15 protein-coding genes are annotated in these 15,676 nt (G+C 72.2%); 7 read left to right on the plus strand and 8 right to left on the minus strand.

Annotation, left to right across the window (positions count from 1 at the left end; genetic code table 11):
• Positions 1–74: 74 nt before the first annotated feature.
• Positions 75–737: a transcriptional regulator gene (locus ACFU5F_RS08285; RefSeq protein WP_383883711.1), complete on the plus strand. Its 663-nt coding sequence runs from the start codon at positions 75–77 to the stop codon at positions 735–737.
• Positions 738–789: 52 nt separating this feature from the next.
• On the opposite strand, the gene ACFU5F_RS08290 is transcribed toward ACFU5F_RS08285, so the two are convergent.
• The 5 genes from ACFU5F_RS08290 to ACFU5F_RS08310 all read right to left on the minus strand — a co-directional run bounded on the left by ACFU5F_RS08290 (position 790) and on the right by ACFU5F_RS08310 (position 5,684).
• On the minus strand, positions 790–1,026 hold the full coding sequence (locus tag ACFU5F_RS08290) for a DUF6213 family protein (protein ID WP_013005280.1): 237 nt from the start codon (positions 1,024–1,026) through the stop codon (positions 790–792).
• 25 nt (positions 1,027–1,051) lie between these two features.
• A complete protein-coding gene (locus ACFU5F_RS08295) occupies positions 1,052–2,437 on the minus strand; it encodes an NADP-dependent succinic semialdehyde dehydrogenase (RefSeq protein ID WP_383883714.1) in 1,386 nt (461 codons plus the stop codon).
• Between the two features lie 65 nt (positions 2,438–2,502).
• A complete protein-coding gene (locus ACFU5F_RS08300; protein WP_383883717.1) occupies positions 2,503–2,970 on the minus strand; it encodes an NUDIX domain-containing protein in 468 nt (155 codons plus the stop codon).
• Positions 2,967–4,505, minus strand: coding sequence for an ATP-dependent DNA ligase (locus tag ACFU5F_RS08305; RefSeq protein ID WP_383883720.1), 1,539 nt, complete (start codon positions 4,503–4,505; stop codon positions 2,967–2,969). Before ACFU5F_RS08305 ends, ACFU5F_RS08300 begins: the two co-directional genes overlap by 4 nt.
• Positions 4,506–4,730: 225 nt before the next feature.
• Positions 4,731–5,684, minus strand: a complete 954-nt coding sequence (locus tag ACFU5F_RS08310; RefSeq protein WP_383883836.1) for an NAD(P)/FAD-dependent oxidoreductase — start codon at positions 5,682–5,684, stop codon at positions 4,731–4,733.
• 76 nt (positions 5,685–5,760) lie between these two features.
• On the opposite strand from ACFU5F_RS08310, the gene ACFU5F_RS08315 reads away from it, so the two are divergent.
• The 5 genes from ACFU5F_RS08315 to ACFU5F_RS08335 all read left to right on the plus strand — a co-directional run bounded on the left by ACFU5F_RS08315 (position 5,761) and on the right by ACFU5F_RS08335 (position 10,220).
• Positions 5,761–6,357 carry a helix-turn-helix domain-containing protein gene (locus ACFU5F_RS08315; RefSeq protein ID WP_383883723.1) on the plus strand — a complete coding sequence of 199 codons (597 nt, stop codon included), beginning with the start codon at positions 5,761–5,763 and terminating at the stop codon, positions 6,355–6,357.
• Between the two features lie 113 nt (positions 6,358–6,470).
• Positions 6,471–7,448 (plus strand): NADPH:quinone oxidoreductase family protein, encoded by a 978-nt coding sequence (locus tag ACFU5F_RS08320; RefSeq protein WP_383883726.1) that lies wholly within the window; start codon positions 6,471–6,473, stop codon positions 7,446–7,448.
• Positions 7,445–8,629 carry an acyl-CoA dehydrogenase family protein gene (locus ACFU5F_RS08325; RefSeq protein WP_383883728.1) on the plus strand — a complete coding sequence of 395 codons (1,185 nt, stop codon included), beginning with the start codon at positions 7,445–7,447 and terminating at the stop codon, positions 8,627–8,629. Before ACFU5F_RS08320 ends, ACFU5F_RS08325 begins: the two co-directional genes overlap by 4 nt.
• Entirely contained in the window at positions 8,626–9,720 is a 1,095-nt protein-coding gene (locus ACFU5F_RS08330) for an acyl-CoA dehydrogenase family protein (RefSeq protein ID WP_383883730.1), read from the plus strand. Before ACFU5F_RS08325 ends, ACFU5F_RS08330 begins: the two co-directional genes overlap by 4 nt.
• 305 nt (positions 9,721–10,025) lie before the next feature.
• Positions 10,026–10,220 (plus strand): hypothetical protein, encoded by a 195-nt coding sequence (locus ACFU5F_RS08335; protein ID WP_383883733.1) that lies wholly within the window; start codon positions 10,026–10,028, stop codon positions 10,218–10,220.
• Positions 10,221–10,298: 78 nt separating this feature from the next.
• Here ACFU5F_RS08335 and ACFU5F_RS08340 read toward each other — a convergent pair whose 3' ends face one another.
• From ACFU5F_RS08340 to ACFU5F_RS08350, 3 genes are all read right to left on the minus strand, one after another.
• Complete coding sequence (locus tag ACFU5F_RS08340) at positions 10,299–11,504, minus strand: phosphodiester glycosidase family protein (protein WP_383883736.1); 1,206 nt, start codon at positions 11,502–11,504, stop codon at positions 10,299–10,301.
• Between the two features lie 78 nt (positions 11,505–11,582).
• A complete protein-coding gene (locus tag ACFU5F_RS08345; RefSeq protein ID WP_383883739.1) occupies positions 11,583–11,957 on the minus strand; it encodes a DUF779 domain-containing protein in 375 nt (124 codons plus the stop codon).
• A gap of 62 nt (positions 11,958–12,019) precedes the next feature.
• Positions 12,020–14,074, minus strand: coding sequence for a pectinesterase family protein (locus ACFU5F_RS08350; RefSeq protein ID WP_383883742.1), 2,055 nt, complete (start codon positions 14,072–14,074; stop codon positions 12,020–12,022).
• Between the two features lie 395 nt (positions 14,075–14,469).
• Between ACFU5F_RS08350 and ACFU5F_RS08355 the strand changes: the two genes are divergently transcribed.
• Positions 14,470–15,477 carry a substrate-binding domain-containing protein gene (locus ACFU5F_RS08355; RefSeq protein WP_383883744.1) on the plus strand — a complete coding sequence of 336 codons (1,008 nt, stop codon included), beginning with the start codon at positions 14,470–14,472 and terminating at the stop codon, positions 15,475–15,477.
• Positions 15,478–15,676 lie beyond the last annotated feature (199 nt).

A 15,676-nucleotide genomic window follows, 5' to 3' on the forward strand; every position in this document is an offset into this window, starting at 1 on the left:
CCCTGACGGGGCGCTGCCGTCGTGGGAGAGTCGAGAAGAAGACGGCGACACCGACAGGGCGACGGGAGCATGTGATGACGGGGACGGCCGTACAACTGCTGAGGCTCACCGCCGCGGAGCTCACCCCCGACCCGGATGCCAACCCCCTGCTGCCCGTGATCGCCTCCGGTACGGCCGGCCTCGGCACCCTCGCCGTGCTCGCGCTGGAACAGCGGCTCGTCATCGCCGCCGACCTGCGCTCCTTCCGTCATCTGGCCGAGCGGTCGGCGGCCGAGGAGCCCGGGAGCGCCCCCTTCTTCGAGATGCTCGCAGAAGGGGAGGCGGTGGCGGCGGAGCGGCTGGAGGTGTACGCCGAGGCGTGCGGCGTGGATGCGGAACGAACCCGGACGTACGAGCCCCTGCCCGGTTGCCAGGCCTACCCGTCGTACGTCGCCCGGCTCGCCCTGACCGCGTCCCCGGCCGATGCGGTGCTCGCCCTGAGCTCCAACTTCGCTTCCTGGGGCGGCTATTGCGGGACGATCGCGCGGGCACTCCGCGACCGGTACGGCTTCACCGACGCGGCCTGCGGCTTCTTCGACCTCTTCGCCGAGCCGGCGCCGGAACTGGAGGAGAGGGCGCGGGCGGCGGTACAGGCGGGGCTGGACGCCGGACGGATCGACGAGAACCGGGCAGTCGGCCATGGCCGACTGCTGCAGAGCTACGAGGCGATGTTCTGGGCCACGCTGGCGCACCCCTGAGAGGGGCGCGGGGGAACTGGGCGAGCAACGACGACGCTTCCGCGGCCGACGATCAACCCGACGCGGCCCCGCTGCTGTGTGCGATGCACGCCACGTCGATGCGGTCCGCCAGCTTCGCCAGCTCGATCGTCAGCGCCGCGACCGTGTCCTCGTCGAGTTCCTCACCCGCCTCGACCAGGTGCAGCCACCGGCCGCCCACCGTCCGCAGCAGCTTGCTCACTTCGGCCGCGGACACCTGCAGGGTCCCGCGGTCGTCGACGATCAGAGGCAGAGTCACTTCGCGGTTCACAACGGGGATGGTAGCCGCGTGACCCTCACGCCCCGTGCCACACGGTGGTGATGTTGCAGAACTCCTGAATTCCGTGTCCGGACAGCTCACGCCCGTAACCGGAGCGCTTCACACCGCCGAACGGGAACGCCGGGTGGGAGGCGGTCATCCCGTTGACGTAGACCGCGCCCGCGTCGAGGTCCCGGACGAACCGCTCCACCTCGGCGGTGTCCCGCGTCCACACGTTGGAGCTGAGCCCGAAGGGCGTGTCGTTGGCGATCGCGACGGCTTCGTCGAGATCGGCGACCCGGTACAGCGTGGCGACCGGGCCGAACGTCTCCTCCTGGTGGACACGCATCTCGGCAGTGATGTCGGCAAGGACGGTCGGCGGGTAGAACCAGCCGGGTCCGTCGGGGCGTTCGGCGCCGCACAGGACGGTGGCGCCGCTCTCCACGGCCTCGTCCACCAGGTCCTGAAGATCTTCGAGGCCCCGCTCGCTGGAGAGCGGCCCGACGTCGGTGTCCTCGTCCAGCGGGTCGCCGACCTTCAGCGCCCGCATGGCCTCGACGAACCGCTCGGCGAAGGCGTCGTACACGTCGGCGTGCACGATGAACCGCTTGGCGGCGATGCACGACTGACCCGTGTTCTGCACCCGGGCCGTCACCGCGGTCGCCGCCGCCTTGTCGATGTCGGCGGACGGCATCACCACGTACGGGTCGCTGCCGCCCAGTTCCAGGACCGTCTTCTTGACCTCGTCCCCGGCGACCGAGGCGACGGCCCGGCCGGCGGGCTCGCTGCCGGTGAGGGTGGCGGCCTTCACCCGCGGGTCGCGCAGGATCTCCTCGACGGCGCCCGAGCCGACGAGCAGCGTCTGGAAGCAGCCCTCGGGGAAACCCGCCCGGCGGAACAGATCCTCCAGGTAGAGGGCGGTCTGGGGAACGTTCGAGGCGTGCTTCAGCAGGCCCACGTTGCCGGCCATCAGAGCGGGCGCGGCGAAGCGGATCACCTGCCAGAGCGGGAAGTTCCACGGCATCACGGCGAGCACCGGGCCGAGCGGCCGGCAGCGGACCAGGACCCGAGACGCTCCCGAGTCCTTCACGTCCGCCTCGGCCGGTTCCACGTCACCGAGCAGGTCCTCGGCGTGGTCGGCGTACCAGCGCATCGCCTTCGCGCACTTGGCAACCTCGGCGCGGGACTGCTTGACGGGCTTGCCCATCTCGGTGGTCATCACCCGCGCGACGTCCTCGGCGTCCGCGTCCAGCAGTTCGGCGGCCCGGCGCATCAGCCGGGCCCGCTGCGCGAAGGACGTCGTCCGGTACGTACGGAACGTGGTGTCGGCGGTGGCGAGACGGTGTTCGATCTCCTCCTCGCCCAGGGCGTCGTAGGTCCGAAGCGTCTCGCCGTTCGCCGGGTTGACCGTGGCGATGGGCATGGGTGACCTCCTGCGTGGGCTGTCCTTCGACCTTCCCGCGCGACGGCGCACGCCGCAACGCGGACTCAGTCCGAGTGCTCCAGGAGACGGTCGAGAAACTTCGCCTGCGCCGGGACCAGCACGGCCCGGGCCCGTTCGACGGTGAGCCACTCCACGCGGTCCAGCTCCGGGAACTCCTGGACATGGCCCGATCTCGGGGGCCACTCCATGCGGAAGGTGCCCGGCACGACGGTCGCGGGGTCGAGGTCCGCCTCGATCGCCCAGACCGTGACGATCTTGCCGTTCTTCTGCTGGACCTCGCCCAGCGGTACGGCCTCCCCGTCGGGCGGGGCCAGCCCCAGCTCCTCCTGGAACTCCCGGCGGGCGGCGTCCCAGGCGGGCTCGTCCGGTTCGTGCTCGCCCTTGGGCACGCTCCACGCGCCCGCGTCCTTGTGCGCGAAGTACGGGCCGCCCATGTGGCCGAGCAGGACCTCTACGCCGTGCTCGGTGCGGCGGTGCAGCAGCAGTCCGGCGCTGCGCTTGGGTGTGGTCAACGCGTCACCTCGGGGTGTGCGGCGAGCAGGGTCTCGACCGTATCGGCTTCCTCCGGGGTCTTGTCCTCGCGGTAGCGGATCACGCGGGCGAAACGGAGGGTGACGCCGGCCGGGTAGCGGGTGGAGCGCTGCAGTCCGTCGTAGGCGATCTCGACGACGAGTTCGGGGCGTACGGTCACGCCCCAGCGGTGCTCCTCCACGGCCAGCTCCGTCAGCCGTTCGGTCTGCCAGGCCAGCAGCACGTCGGTCATGCCCTTGAAGGTCTTGCCGAGCATGGCGAAGGAGCCGTCGGCGGTGCGGGCGCCGAGGTGGAGGTTGGAGAGCCTGCCCGTGCGGCGGCCGTGGCCCCACTCGGCGGCGAGAACCACCAGATCCAGGGTGTGCACCGGCTTGACCTTCAGCCAGGACGCCCCGCGCCGGCCCGCGCTGTAGGGGGCGTCCAGGGCCTTCAGTACGACACCCTCGTGGCCGCGTTCCAGGGTGTCGGTGAGGAAGCGTTCCGCCTCGGCCAGGTCGTCGGGGCCGGTGACGAGGGTGCGGCGGACCCGCATGGGCTCCGGGACGAGCCGGGCGAGTACGGCGTGACGGTCGGTGAAGGGGAGGTCCAGGAGATCCTGGCCGTCCACGGAGAGCGCGTCGAAGAAGACCGGGGAGACGGGCACCTGGCGGGCGGCTGTCGCCACGTCCAGGCGTGAACCGACCCGGCCCGCCGTCTCCTGGAAGGAGCGGGGCCGCGCGTTCCCGTCGAACGCGATCACCTCTCCGTCCAGGATGAACCGTTCGCCCCGCAACTCCAGCGCCGCGGAGGTGAGTTCGGGGAGTCGGTCGGTGATGTCGTCCAGGGTGCGGGTGTACAGGCGTACGTCATCGCCGTCACGGTGGACCTGGACGCGGATGCCGTCCAGTTTCTCCTCGACCGCGCACCCGCCCAGCTTCGCGACGGCCTCCGCGACGGAGGCGGCGCTGTGCGCGAGCATCGGCAGGACGGGCCGTCCGACGGTGAGCCGGAACCCTTCGAGGGCGGGCGGGCCCTCGGCGAGCAGTGCCTGAGCCACGGTCTGCAGCGAGCCGGCGAGCATCACCGCCCGGCGTACGTCGGCGGCGGGTGCCCCGGTGGCCCCGGCCAGGCCCTCCACCGCCAGCGCGTCCAGGGCGCCCTGGCGGACCTCGCCGGTGAGCAGGCCGATCAGGTAGCGCTGTTCGTCCTCGGTGGCTGCCGCGAGCAACGCGCCCACCAGGCGTCTGCGTTCGGTCTGCGATCCCGTACCGGTGACGGCGCCGATCGCCGTCAGACGGGCGTCGACCTCCCGGACGGTGAGGGTCGGGGTGCCGGCCGGCGGGATCCGCTGGTCGAGGACCTTCCAGCCGATGCCCAGGCGGCCCTGGGGCAGCCGGCCCGCGAGGTACGGGATGACGATCGGTACGTCCTCCTCCTCGGCGTCCTTGAACAGTTCGGCGAGCAGGGTGGTCTTGCGGGACCGGGCCGAGGTGGCGGCGATCTCTTGCGACACGCGGGCGAGCCGGGCGAAGAGCATGCGGCCATGGTCCTACGGAGTCCCGCCGGGCGCCTATGGGGGTGGGGTGGGTGCTTCGGCGGGTGTGGGTGCGGCTGCTTCGGGCGGTGTGGGCGCGGGTGCGACGTGGCTCGTCACGCGGTTCCCCGCGCCGCTGGACGGCCCCGCGCTCCTGGGGCTACCTCGCGCCCCTGGACCGCCCCGCGGGCCGATCCCCGCGCCCGTCTGGGCAGGCTTCGGCCGGTCCTACCGGGCGCAACGTGCCTGCGTCGCCGCGTCCAGGTCCGCCATCAGGAGGTCTCCGTTGATCGTGGCGCCGGCTCGGTAGCCCGAGGAGGCCGCGTTGACGACCTGTTCGGAGAAGCCCATCGCGTTGCCGACGGCCCAGACGCCGGGGACCGTGGTCAGGCCGGTCGGGTCGATCACCGGGTAGGCGCCGAAGGGGGTCTCGTTCAGGTCGGCGCCCAGCTTCTCCAGCAGGCCGGTGCGCGGGACCGGCCGGGGCGCCGTGAAGAGGACCGAGCGGGCGTGGGTCGTGCCGTCGGCGAGCCTGACGCCGGTGAGCCGGTCGTCCTCCACGACCAGGCCCGCCACCGCTCCCGGGACCATCCCCACGCCGGCTGCCGCGAGGCGGCGCAGGTCGTCGTCGGCGAGGTCGCTCTCGGGGGTCTCGTGCAGGAAGAGAGTCACGTCCTTGGACCACTGGGAGACCATCAGGGCCTGGTGCACGCTCAGCGGGCTCGTGGCGAGGACGCCGAAGGGCCGGTCGCGGACCTCCCAGCCGTGGCAGTAGGGGCAGTGCAGGACGTCCCGGCCGAAGCGTTCGGCGACGCCGGGGACGGCCGGAAGCCCGTCCTTCAGGCCGGTGGCGACGACCAGGCGGCGGGCGCGCGCGGACCGGCCGTCCGCGAGGGAGACGGTGAAGGCCCCGCCGTCGTCGTCGCGGGTGACGTCCACCGCCCGGCCCCGGACCAGTTCGACGCCGTAGCGGGCGATCTCCTCGCGGCCCACGGCCAGGAACTCCGCGGGCGGCATCCCGTCCCGCGACAGAAAGCCCTGCATGTGCGCGGCGGGCGCGTTGCGGGGCTCGCCCGCGTCGACGACCAGGGTGCGCCGCCGGGCCCGGCCGAGGACCAGCGCGGCGGAGAGTCCCGCCGCGCCGCCGCCGATGACGATCACTTCGTACTGCTGTTCGGTCATGGTGACCACCTCCACGACGACGGTCGCCCCGAATCGCCGCATTGACAAATGCCTTTGCCGAAACTGCAATAGCGGTATGAGCGACACGAGCGTGGATGCGGGTGGGACGGACGAGGTTCTCGCCGGGGTCGGGCCCCGGCTGCGGCGGATCCGCAAGGAGCGGGAGGCCACCCTCGCCGGGCTGTCGGAGGCGACCGGCATCTCGGTGAGCACGCTGTCGCGTCTGGAGTCGGGGCTGCGCAAGCCCAGCCTGGAGTTGCTGCTGCCGATCGCCCGGGCCCACCAGGTGCCGTTGGACGAGCTGATCGGGGAGCCGCCGGTCGGTGACCCCCGGGTGCGCTCGAAGCCGATCCAGCGGCACGGGCGGACGTACTGGCCGCTGACCCGGCAGCCGGGCGGCCTCCAGGCATTCAAGGTGCTGGTGCCCCAGGGACGGCAGGAGCCGGAGCCGCGCACGCACGAGGGGTACGAGTGGCTGTATGTGATGTCCGGGAAACTGCGGGTCGTGCTCGGCGACCATGATGTGGTGATGGTCGCGGGGGAGGCCGCCGAGTTCGACACCCGCGTACCGCACTGGTTCGGCTCGACGGGGGAGGGGCCGGTGGAGTTCCTCAGCCTGTTCGGGCCGCAGGGCGAGCGGATGCACGTACGGGCCAGGCCCTCGCGTTCGTGACGTACGCGACTGCTCCGAGGCTGTTCCCCGGAGGGCAAGCGACCGCTTAGTATGCATGCGGCAGTCGACCCCGGTCCGACGAGGACGTCCGAGGCAGTCCGTGGAGGCATCGCATGCAGGCATGGCAAGTGCACGAGAACGGCGAGCCGGGCGAGGTGATGCGGCTCCAGGACGTGGAGCGGCCCACGCCCGGTGACGGCCAGGTCCTGCTGAAGGTGCGCGCCGCGAACATCAACTTCCCCGACGCCCTGATGTGCCGCGGGCACTACCAGGTCAGGCCGCCGCTGCCGTTCACACCCGGCGTGGAGATCTGCGGGGAGACCGAGGACGGCCGCCGGGTCATCGCCAATCCGGCGCTGCCGTACGGCGGTTTCGCCGAGTACGCGGTCGCCGACGCCGCCGCCCTGCTCCCCGCGCCCGAGGCGCTGGACGACGCCGAGGCCGCGGCCCTGCACATCGGCTACCAGACGGGCTGGTTCGGCCTCCACCGCCGGGCCCGCCTCGAAGCGGGGGAGACCCTGCTCGTCCACGCTGCCGCGGGAGGGGTCGGCAGCGCGGCCGTGCAGCTCGGCAAGGCGGCCGGGGCGACGGTCATCGGCGTCGTGGGCGGCGCCGACAAGGCCGCCGTCGCCCGGGAGCTGGGCTGTGACGTGGTGGTCGACCGGCGGAGCGAGGACGTCGTCTCCGCCGTGAAGGAGGCCACCGGAGGCCGGGGCGCGGACGTGATCTACGACCCCGTGGGCGGCGAGGCCTACACGCAGTCGACCAAGGTCGTCGCCTTCGAGGGGCGCATCGTGGTCGTCGGCTTCGCGAGCGGGACGATCCCCAGCCCCGGCCTCAACCACGCCCTCGTCAAGAACTACGCGATCCTCGGCCTGCACTGGGGCCTGTACAACACAAAGAACCCGAAGCTGGTCCAGCACTGCCACGAGCAGCTCACCGAGCTGGCGGCCCGGGGCGTCGTCCGGCCGCTGGTGAGCGAGCGCGCGCCGCTGCACGGCGCCGCGGCCGCCGTGCAGCGCGTCGCGGACGGTGTCACCACGGGCCGGGTCGTCGTGGTGCCCACCCCGGAGAACGGAGCCGCCGCATGACCGACGCAGCCGACCTCAGGCGCCGTACGGCCGAGTTGCTCGCCGCGTACCCGCCCGCCACCACCGACCGCCTGGAGTTCCTGCGCGCCCGCTTCGACGCCGGGCTCGCCTGGGTGCACTACCCCGAGGGCCTCGGCGGCCTCGGTGCGCCGCGTTCCCTCCAGACCGTGGTCGACGCCGACCTCGAGGCGGAGGGCGCCCCCGACAACGACCCGCGCCGCATCGGCATCGGCCTCGGCATGGCGGCGCCGACGATCCTCGCCTACGGCACCGAGGAGCAGAAGCGGCGGTTCCTGCGGCCGCTGTGGACGGGCGAGGAGGTCTGGTGCCAGCTGTTCAGCGAGCCCGGTGCCGGCTCCGACCTCGCCGCGCTCGGCACCCGGGCCGTCCGGGAGGGCGACGGCGACTGGGTCGTCGACGGACAGAAGGTGTGGACGTCCAGCGCGCACGTCGCCCGCTGGGCCATCCTCATCGCCCGCACCGACCCGGACGTGCCCAAGCACCGGGGCATCACCTACTTCCTCTGCGACATGACCGACCCGGGCATCGAGGTCCGGCCGCTGCGGCAGGTCACCGGCGAGGCCGAGTTCAACGAGGTGTTCATCACCGGCGTCCGCATCCCCGACTCCCGTCGCCTCGGCGCGATCGGCGAGGGCTGGAAGGTCGCCCAGACCACGCTCAACAACGAGCGCGTCGCCATCGGCGGCATGCGGCTGCCCCGAGAGGGCGGCATGATCGGCCCGGTCGCGAAGACCTGGCGCGAACGTCCCGGACTGCGCACCCACGACCTCCACCAGCGGCTGCTGAGGCTCTGGGTCGAGGCCGAGGCCGCGCGGCTCACCGCCGAGCGGCTGCGTCAGCAGCTCGTCGCCGGACAGCCCGGCCCCGAGGGCGCCGGTATGAAACTCGCCTTCGCCCGCCTCAACCAGGAGATCAGCGGCCTGGAGGTCGAACTCCGGGGCGAGGAAGGGCTGTTGTACGACGACTGGACGATGCGGCGCCCCGAACTGGTCGACTTCGTCGGCCGCGACGCCGGGTACCGCTACCTGCGCTCCAAGGGCAACAGCATCGAGGGCGGGACCACCGAGGTCCTGTTGAACATCGTCGCCGAGCGCGTCCTGGGCCTGCCCGGCGAGCCGCGCACCGACAAGGACGTCGCGTGGAAGGACCTGGCCCGATGACGACACAGAGCGCACAGCCCGACCTCCTGTACTCGGAGGAGGAGGAAGCCCTCCGCGCGGCCGTCCGTGACCTGCTGACCGACCACTGCGACCCGGCGGGCGTGATCGCGCGCGCCGAGTCCGACGCCCCGCACGACATCGCCGCCTGGAAGGCCCTCGCCGGGGGAATGGGCCTCGCGGGCCTGCTCGTGCCGGAGGAACTGGACGGGCAGGGTGCCACGCACCGCGAAGCGGCGGTCGTCCTGGAGGAGTTGGGCCGCGCGGTCGCGCCGGTCCCGTACCTGACCAGCGCGGTCGTCGCCACCGAGGCCCTGCTGGAGTGCGGGGACGACGACCTGCTCTCCAAGCTGGCGTCCGCGACCGCGATCGGCGCCCTGGCGGTCTCGCTGAGCGTCCCCGCGGGCAGCGCCTACAAGGTCGTACGGTACGAGGACGGGGCCCTGCACGGGGAGCTGACCGGTATCGCCGACGCGGCCGTGGCCGATGTGCTGCTGGTGCCCGCGGACGACGGCGGCCTGTACGCGGTGGACGCCGCCGCCGTGACCGTCACCCCACAGGTGTCGCTGGACCTGACCCGCCCGCTGGCGAAGGTCACGCTCGACGGGGCGCCGGGCAGGCTCCTCGGCGACGCCGAGCCCGCCGTCCGCCGGGCCCTGCGCGCCGGAGCCGGGCTGTTGGCCTCCGAGCAACTCGGCCTCGCGGAGTGGACGTTGACCGAGACGGTCCGCTACCTCAAGGAGCGCACGCAGTTCAACCGGCCCGTCGGCGGCTTCCAGGCACTCAAGCACCGCCTCGCGCAGCTCTGGCTGGAGGTCGTCAACCTGCGGGCGGCCGCTCGCAACGCGGCCGACCGGCTCGCCACCGGCAGCGACGACGCCGACCTCGCGGTGGCTGTCGCCCAGGCCTTCGCCGCGCCCGTGGCCGTCCACGCGGCCGAGGAGGCGCTGCAGTTGCACGGCGGGATCGGCATGACCTGGGAGCACCCGGTCCATCTGTACCTGAAGCGGGCCAAGGCCGACTCGATCGCCTACGGCACGGCGGGCGCCCACCGGGCCGCGCTGGCCGAACTGGTCGACCTCCAGGCTCCCTGACGCACCGTCCGAGAGCGCCGGGGAAAGCCCGTCCCCTCGAGGGCGGGTTTTCCCCGTGCATCACCCTGCTCGTACGCCCCTTCCGGCCCGCAGACCCGCACGGCCCGCAAACCGGCCACCCGGGAGGCAGCGCACTGCCCTCACCGCCCTCGGCGCCGCCCTCGCGGGCGCGAGGCGTTCCTGGACGGCCGGAGAGCGGTGGAGACCACTCGTTCGGCGGACACGTCAGCCGCACGGACGAAAGCTCCACTGCGCCACACTTGCGGCCGAATGCCGCGAAGTGGGCGTGGCGGAGGAGGTCGACGATGGTTGTTTCCATCTCTGTGGTGGTGCTGCTCGTGATCCTGGCGGTGGTCTTCCTGCGCAACGGAGCGCTGAAGGTGTCGCACGCGCTGGTGTGCGTGCTCCTGGGGTTCTCGATGGCCGGCACGAGTGTGGCGCCGACGATCCACAACGGGCTGACGGCCACGGCGGAGATCGTGAGCGGCCTGGACCCGTGAGCGGGGTGCGCCTGACAGCTCGGGGGTGCGTGGTCGGGTGCCGGCCGGTGGGGCCTCTCGCGCAGCCGGGGCGCCGCGTCAGGGTTTCGTGAAGATGCCGATGCCGTTCGGGACGGCCCGTTCCGTGCCGTCCGTCGGGTGGTTGCGCACCGTGACGGCGGTCGCGCCGGGCGCGCGGGCCACCAGCGTGGAGGAGCCGCCGCCGTCCAGGCTGAACGCGTCGGTGGAGCCCAGGCCGCGCAGGGTGGAGGCGACCTCGGCGATGGTCAGCCCCGTGCGGTAGGCGGCGGCGCCGTCCAGGGCGAGGAGCAGCAGACGGTGGCCGCCGTCGGCGAGACCGGCGGCGGTGCGTACCGCCGAGGTGGTGTCGTCGAGGCCGGGCAGCGGCCCGCCGCCCCGCAGGACCGGGTAGCCGCCCAGCGCGAAGGCGTACGGGGTTCCGGTCGAGGAGACCAGGACGTGCTGGACGTCCACCGTGTCGCCGGGGGAGAGCTTGCGCAGCCGCTGGGCGCCCGTCTCGCGCCCGACGAGGACCGTGGCGCCCTCCGCGATGGCGCCGCTGCCGGGGGTGCCGGCCGAGCCGACCACACGCCCGTCCTCCACCAGCACCTCGTGGGTGTCGGTGCTGCACGGCGCCGCCCGGTCGGTGTCCGTGCCGCAGACGGCCCGCATCCGGGAGACACTGCCCCAGTCCGAGGTGAACGCCCCGACGGAACCCACCGGCAGGGCGTACTGGTTGAGGCCCTGCAGCGGGAGGTCGCCGTCGGCGGTGGTGACGGAACCGTCGAGGGCGATGCTGTCGAGGCGGGCCGTGCCGTCGGTCGTGACGCCGAGCACGTCCCTGGTGCTCGTCCCGGGCGGCAGGGCCGGACCGAAGCGCTGGCCCGTCGGTACGGCGGCCTTGAGCGCCTGTCCGGCGGCGATCGCCGGGCCGACCGGCGCCCCGGTGGCCGCGATGCCCGGGTGCTGGGTCTCGGTGATGTTGAAGAAGTCGCCGTTGACCCCGGCCACGGCACCCGCCGAGGCGGCCAGCCGGGACACGGTCGCCCGCGCGGCCACCTTCCCCGGGTACAGCAGCCCGACGCCCACCTGCCGGTTGCGCAGGTCGACGCTCAGCAGATGGGCGTGGGTGACGCCGTGGGCGCCCCTGACGTCGAAGTGGCTGTACTCGACACCCGGCGCGACGGCGACGGCCCGGGGCGCGCCGGTGGCCGGTGCCGCGCCCGCCAGGGCCGCGCCGGCCAGTACGCTCCACGCCGAGAGAACCGTCAGTACCGTTCGCAACCGTCCAGCACGATGCGTCACGGCGCCCCCTGATGTCTCGTCAACCGTCCCAGCACTCAGGGGAAGTGCACCAGACGACTACCGGCCGGGCGGTGCCTCGGCCGCGACGACGCGCGAACGGATGAGAAAACGCACCCCTTCGGGTGCCTCCAGGGAGAAGCCGCCGCCCCGGCCCGGAACGACGTCGACGATCAGCCGGGTGTGGCTCCACGCCTCGTACTGGCTGCGGGACATCCAGAACCCGACCGCCTCGTCGACCCCGGCCACGGTCAGCTCCGCGAGGAGGACGTCCGAGTCCCCCGTCCGGAACTCGCCGTCCGGGTAGCACATGGGGGAGCTGCCGTCGCAGCAGCCGCCCGACTGGTGGAACATCAACGGGCCGTGGGCCGCCCGCAGCCGCCGTACGAGATCGGCGGCCGCGGGGGTCAGCTCTACGCGCGGGACGACATCCATGGCCGCAGTGAACGCCTCGACAGGTTGCGAGGACGTTGCGTGCGCCGGCCCGGTCCCGGTGTTCAGGCGCCCGGCGTCCATCCGGCCAGCCAGTCCGCGACCTCCTGGTCAGCGGCCTGCGCGTCGCTCAGGTGCGGCCGGTCGGTGCTCGCGCTGCCCGCGCCCGGGCCCTTGTTCATGTATTCGGCGAAGCGGTCGTCCTTCCAGGAGAAGCCGCTCATGTCGGTCCACGGCGCGGTCCTGATGGCGGCGCTGAGCGTGGTGTTGCGGACCGTCGTCTGGGGGTCGAGGGACGCGTCACCGCCCGCGTGCCAGGGGCGGCCGAGGTAGAAGCTCCGGTCGGACACGTCGCCGTTGACGGTGGAGTTGGTGATCAGGAAGCCCTTGCGGTTCGCGGCCGTGCTCGGGGCGGTGACATAGCCGGCGGAGGTGCCGTTCCAGCGCTTCTTCAGGGTGATGACCGACCTGTCGACGACGGCCGTGGCCCTGCCGAAGATGAAGTCGACGTTGCCGATGACGTAGGAGTTCACGACGTAGACGCGGCCCAGCCTGTCCTTCGACGCGGTGTCGAGCAGCAGGGTGTCCTGGTCGCCGGTCACGATGACGCCGTCGAGGAGCACCTTGTCCGCCGCGGTGCGCAGGGCGACCGCCTGGTGGTCCTTGAGGGACTGGTTGGCGGCCTCGTCGAAGTCGTTGGAGATGGTCAGGTTGCGGGCCTGGAAGTCGTCCGCCTCCACGGCGACGGTGGCGCTGCCGCCGGTGCCGTAGGTGCCGCCGCCCGGTTTGGGTGTGCCCGCCGCGTTGTTGTAGACGATGGTGGTGTCCTTGCGGCTGCCGCCCGTGCCCTGGATGGTGACGTGCGGCTTGTTGGACGGGACCTTGACGAGTTCCCGGTAGGTGCCCGGCTTGACCGAGATCACCACCCGCGAGGGGTTGTTCGCGGGCACCGCGTCGACGGCCTTCTGCACGCTGGTGAACTGGCCGCTGCCGTCCTTGGCGACGGTGAGGGTGGTGGCTGCGGCGGCCTTGGCGGCCACCGTCGTGCCGATCGAACTCCGGGGTCCCGCCCCGGACTTCAGCAGGGCGGGCACGTCGGCGGCCCTGTCGAGGGTGTAGGCGTAGTACGTCCTCGGGTCGAAGGCGGTGCCGCCGCTCTCGTTGCGGCCCGAGGTGCCGGAGAAGACGTTGCCGCGCTGGACCAGGGCGGCCGTCGCGTCCTTGGTGACGGGGTTCTTCACACCCTGGAAGTAGCTGTTCTCCAGCACCATCTTGGTGTTGCCGCGCGCGTAGTTGCCGTAGGAGGAGGAGATGTCCGTACCGGAGACGTCCTCCAGGAAGTTGTTGTACAGGTGCGCGTGGGCCACGTTGTCGGTGGACGGGTTGCGCTGCTCGGTCTCGCGGATCCAGTTGTGGTGGATCGTCAGGTCGGCGGTGGTGTTCGTGGTCCAGCCGATGCCGAACGTCTTGTTGTTCCGGCTCAGCCTGTTCCAGGAGACCGTGACGTAGGTGGTGTCCTTGCGGCTGTCGATCAGGCCGTCCGCCATGTGCCGCAGATCGTTGTGGTCGATCCAGACGTGGTGGGCGCCGTCCATCTGGATCGCGTCGAAGTCGTGGTCCTTGTCGTTCCAGGTGCCCTGGTAGGAGTCCCGGATCGTCAGGTTGCGGATGATGACGTTGTGGACGCCGGAGCCGAGGAAGAAGCCGCCGCCCACGAGGTGGCCCGAGGTGCCGGAGCCGACGATCGTCTTGTCGGAGGCGACCTTGATCTCCCTGCCCACCGGGTTCATGTCGATCGTCGCCGCCACGACGATGACGTACGGCTCGGCGGCGGTCGCGTACTTCTCCAGGTCAGCCAGGGTCTTCACGGTGACCGTCCGACCGTCCCGGCCGCCGTAGGTGCCGTTCTGGCCCAGCGCGTTCACCGAGGCGAAGCCGTCGGCGGTCGCGGTGGCCCAGGTGGGTGCCGCCGCGGCGGCCCGGGGCTGCGCGTCCGCGCCGAACACCCCGAAGACCGTGCCGTAGGCCATGGTTCCGGCGGCGGCCAGGGCCAGGGGGACACCGGCCACGAGGGCGGTGCCCCTTCTGCGGTGGCGGGCCTTGCCGCGGTTCTCGCTCATGCGTCGCTTCCATTCGTGTGGGGGAGGGGCCGTCAGCCGAGCAGTCGCCGCCGGACGCACGGAGGTTGCCGCCCTTCGCGACGGGATCCGGCCGAAGAACGGGAGCGCCGGACCGGATCGGGCGACGGCCGGAAGCGACCCCGGCGCGCGGAGTGGAACGGTGCGGGCCCGGCGGACCGGTCGGCCCGCCACGGCCGTTGACACGTGTGCGCAGGTCACGATCGCGCCGTCACAGCAACACATCGATTACGTTGTTCACTTGACTACCGGGCGTCACACGCGATTGGCTCCGCCCAGCGAAAGTCAGCCAGTCGCCGCACGTCATCGCGGTGATGACGGTGGCCTCGCTCTCCCCGACCTCCCACCCCGGTCGCACAGCGAGGTGCCGCGCCCCCATGAACCCGTCTCCCGCGCCCCACAGGTTCCTCTCGGCCTTCCGTGCCACCGCCCTCGCCGCCGCCGTCTGCCTGACCGTCGCCGGCTGCTCCGTCTTCGGAGGTTCGGACGGCGGTGCGGACAGGGAGGCGTCGGGTGGCTCGGGCGGGATGAAGGTCGCGCTGGTCACGCACAGCGCCGAGGGGGACGCCTTCTGGGACCTGGTCCGCAGGGGCGCGGAGGTCGCGGCCGCGAAGGACGGCATCGACCTGACCTTCGTCAGCGACCCCGACCCCGCGGGACAGGCGAAACTGGTGCGGGACGCGATCGCCGACAAGGTCGACGGCATCGCGGTGACCCTCGCCAAGCCGCAGGCGGTGCGCGGCGCGGTCGCCGAGGCCCGCGCCGCGGGCATACCCGTGGTGGGCCTCAACTCCGGTATCGGCGCCTGGCAGGCACAGGGCCTGCTGGGTTTCTACGGCCAGGACGAGAGCGTCGCCGGCCGGGCGCTCGGCAACGAACTCGACGCCCGCGCCGCCAAGCGAGCCCTGTGCGTCATCCACGAGCGCGGCAACGTCGCCCTGGAGGCCCGCTGCGCCGGCGTACGGAAGACCTTCGGCGGGCAGACCGAGAACCTGTACGTCGACGGCACCGACATGGACGCGGTGACCGATTCGATCGCCGGCAAGCTCCGTCAGGACCCGTCCATCGACGAGGTCGTCACGCTCGGGGCGCAGTTCGCGCTCGCCGCGGTGGACTCCGTGGACGAGGCCGGCAGCAGGGCCAAGGTCGCCATGTTCGACCTCAACAAGGATCTGGTCAAGGCCGTACGGGACGGGGACGTCCAGTTCGCGGTCGACCAACAGCCCTACCTGCAGGGCTATCTGGCCGTCGACGGGCTGTGGCTGTACCGGACCAACGGCAATGTCAGCGGGGGTGGTGTCGCCCCCGTACTCACCGGCCCCGCGTTCGTGACCAGGAAGAACATCGCCGGCATCGCCGAATTCGCGGCGAACGGGACCCGGTGACGTGACGGGCCCGGGTGACCGTGCACCCCGGGTGCGGCCGGGGTCCGCCGACCGCCGCCCACGGACAAACGGAACCTTCCGTTCGGGCACGGCCGAGCCACGCGCCCCAAGTATCCGGAACGGTCGTGTAACGGCGACGCCAAACTTCCTGCCACCCCTGCGACGTGCACTCACTTGTACGGATAACATCCTCCGCATC

It is taken from the genome of Streptomyces sp. NPDC057438, assembly GCF_042802995.1.
Taxonomy (GTDB): domain Bacteria; phylum Actinomycetota; class Actinomycetes; order Streptomycetales; family Streptomycetaceae; genus Streptomyces.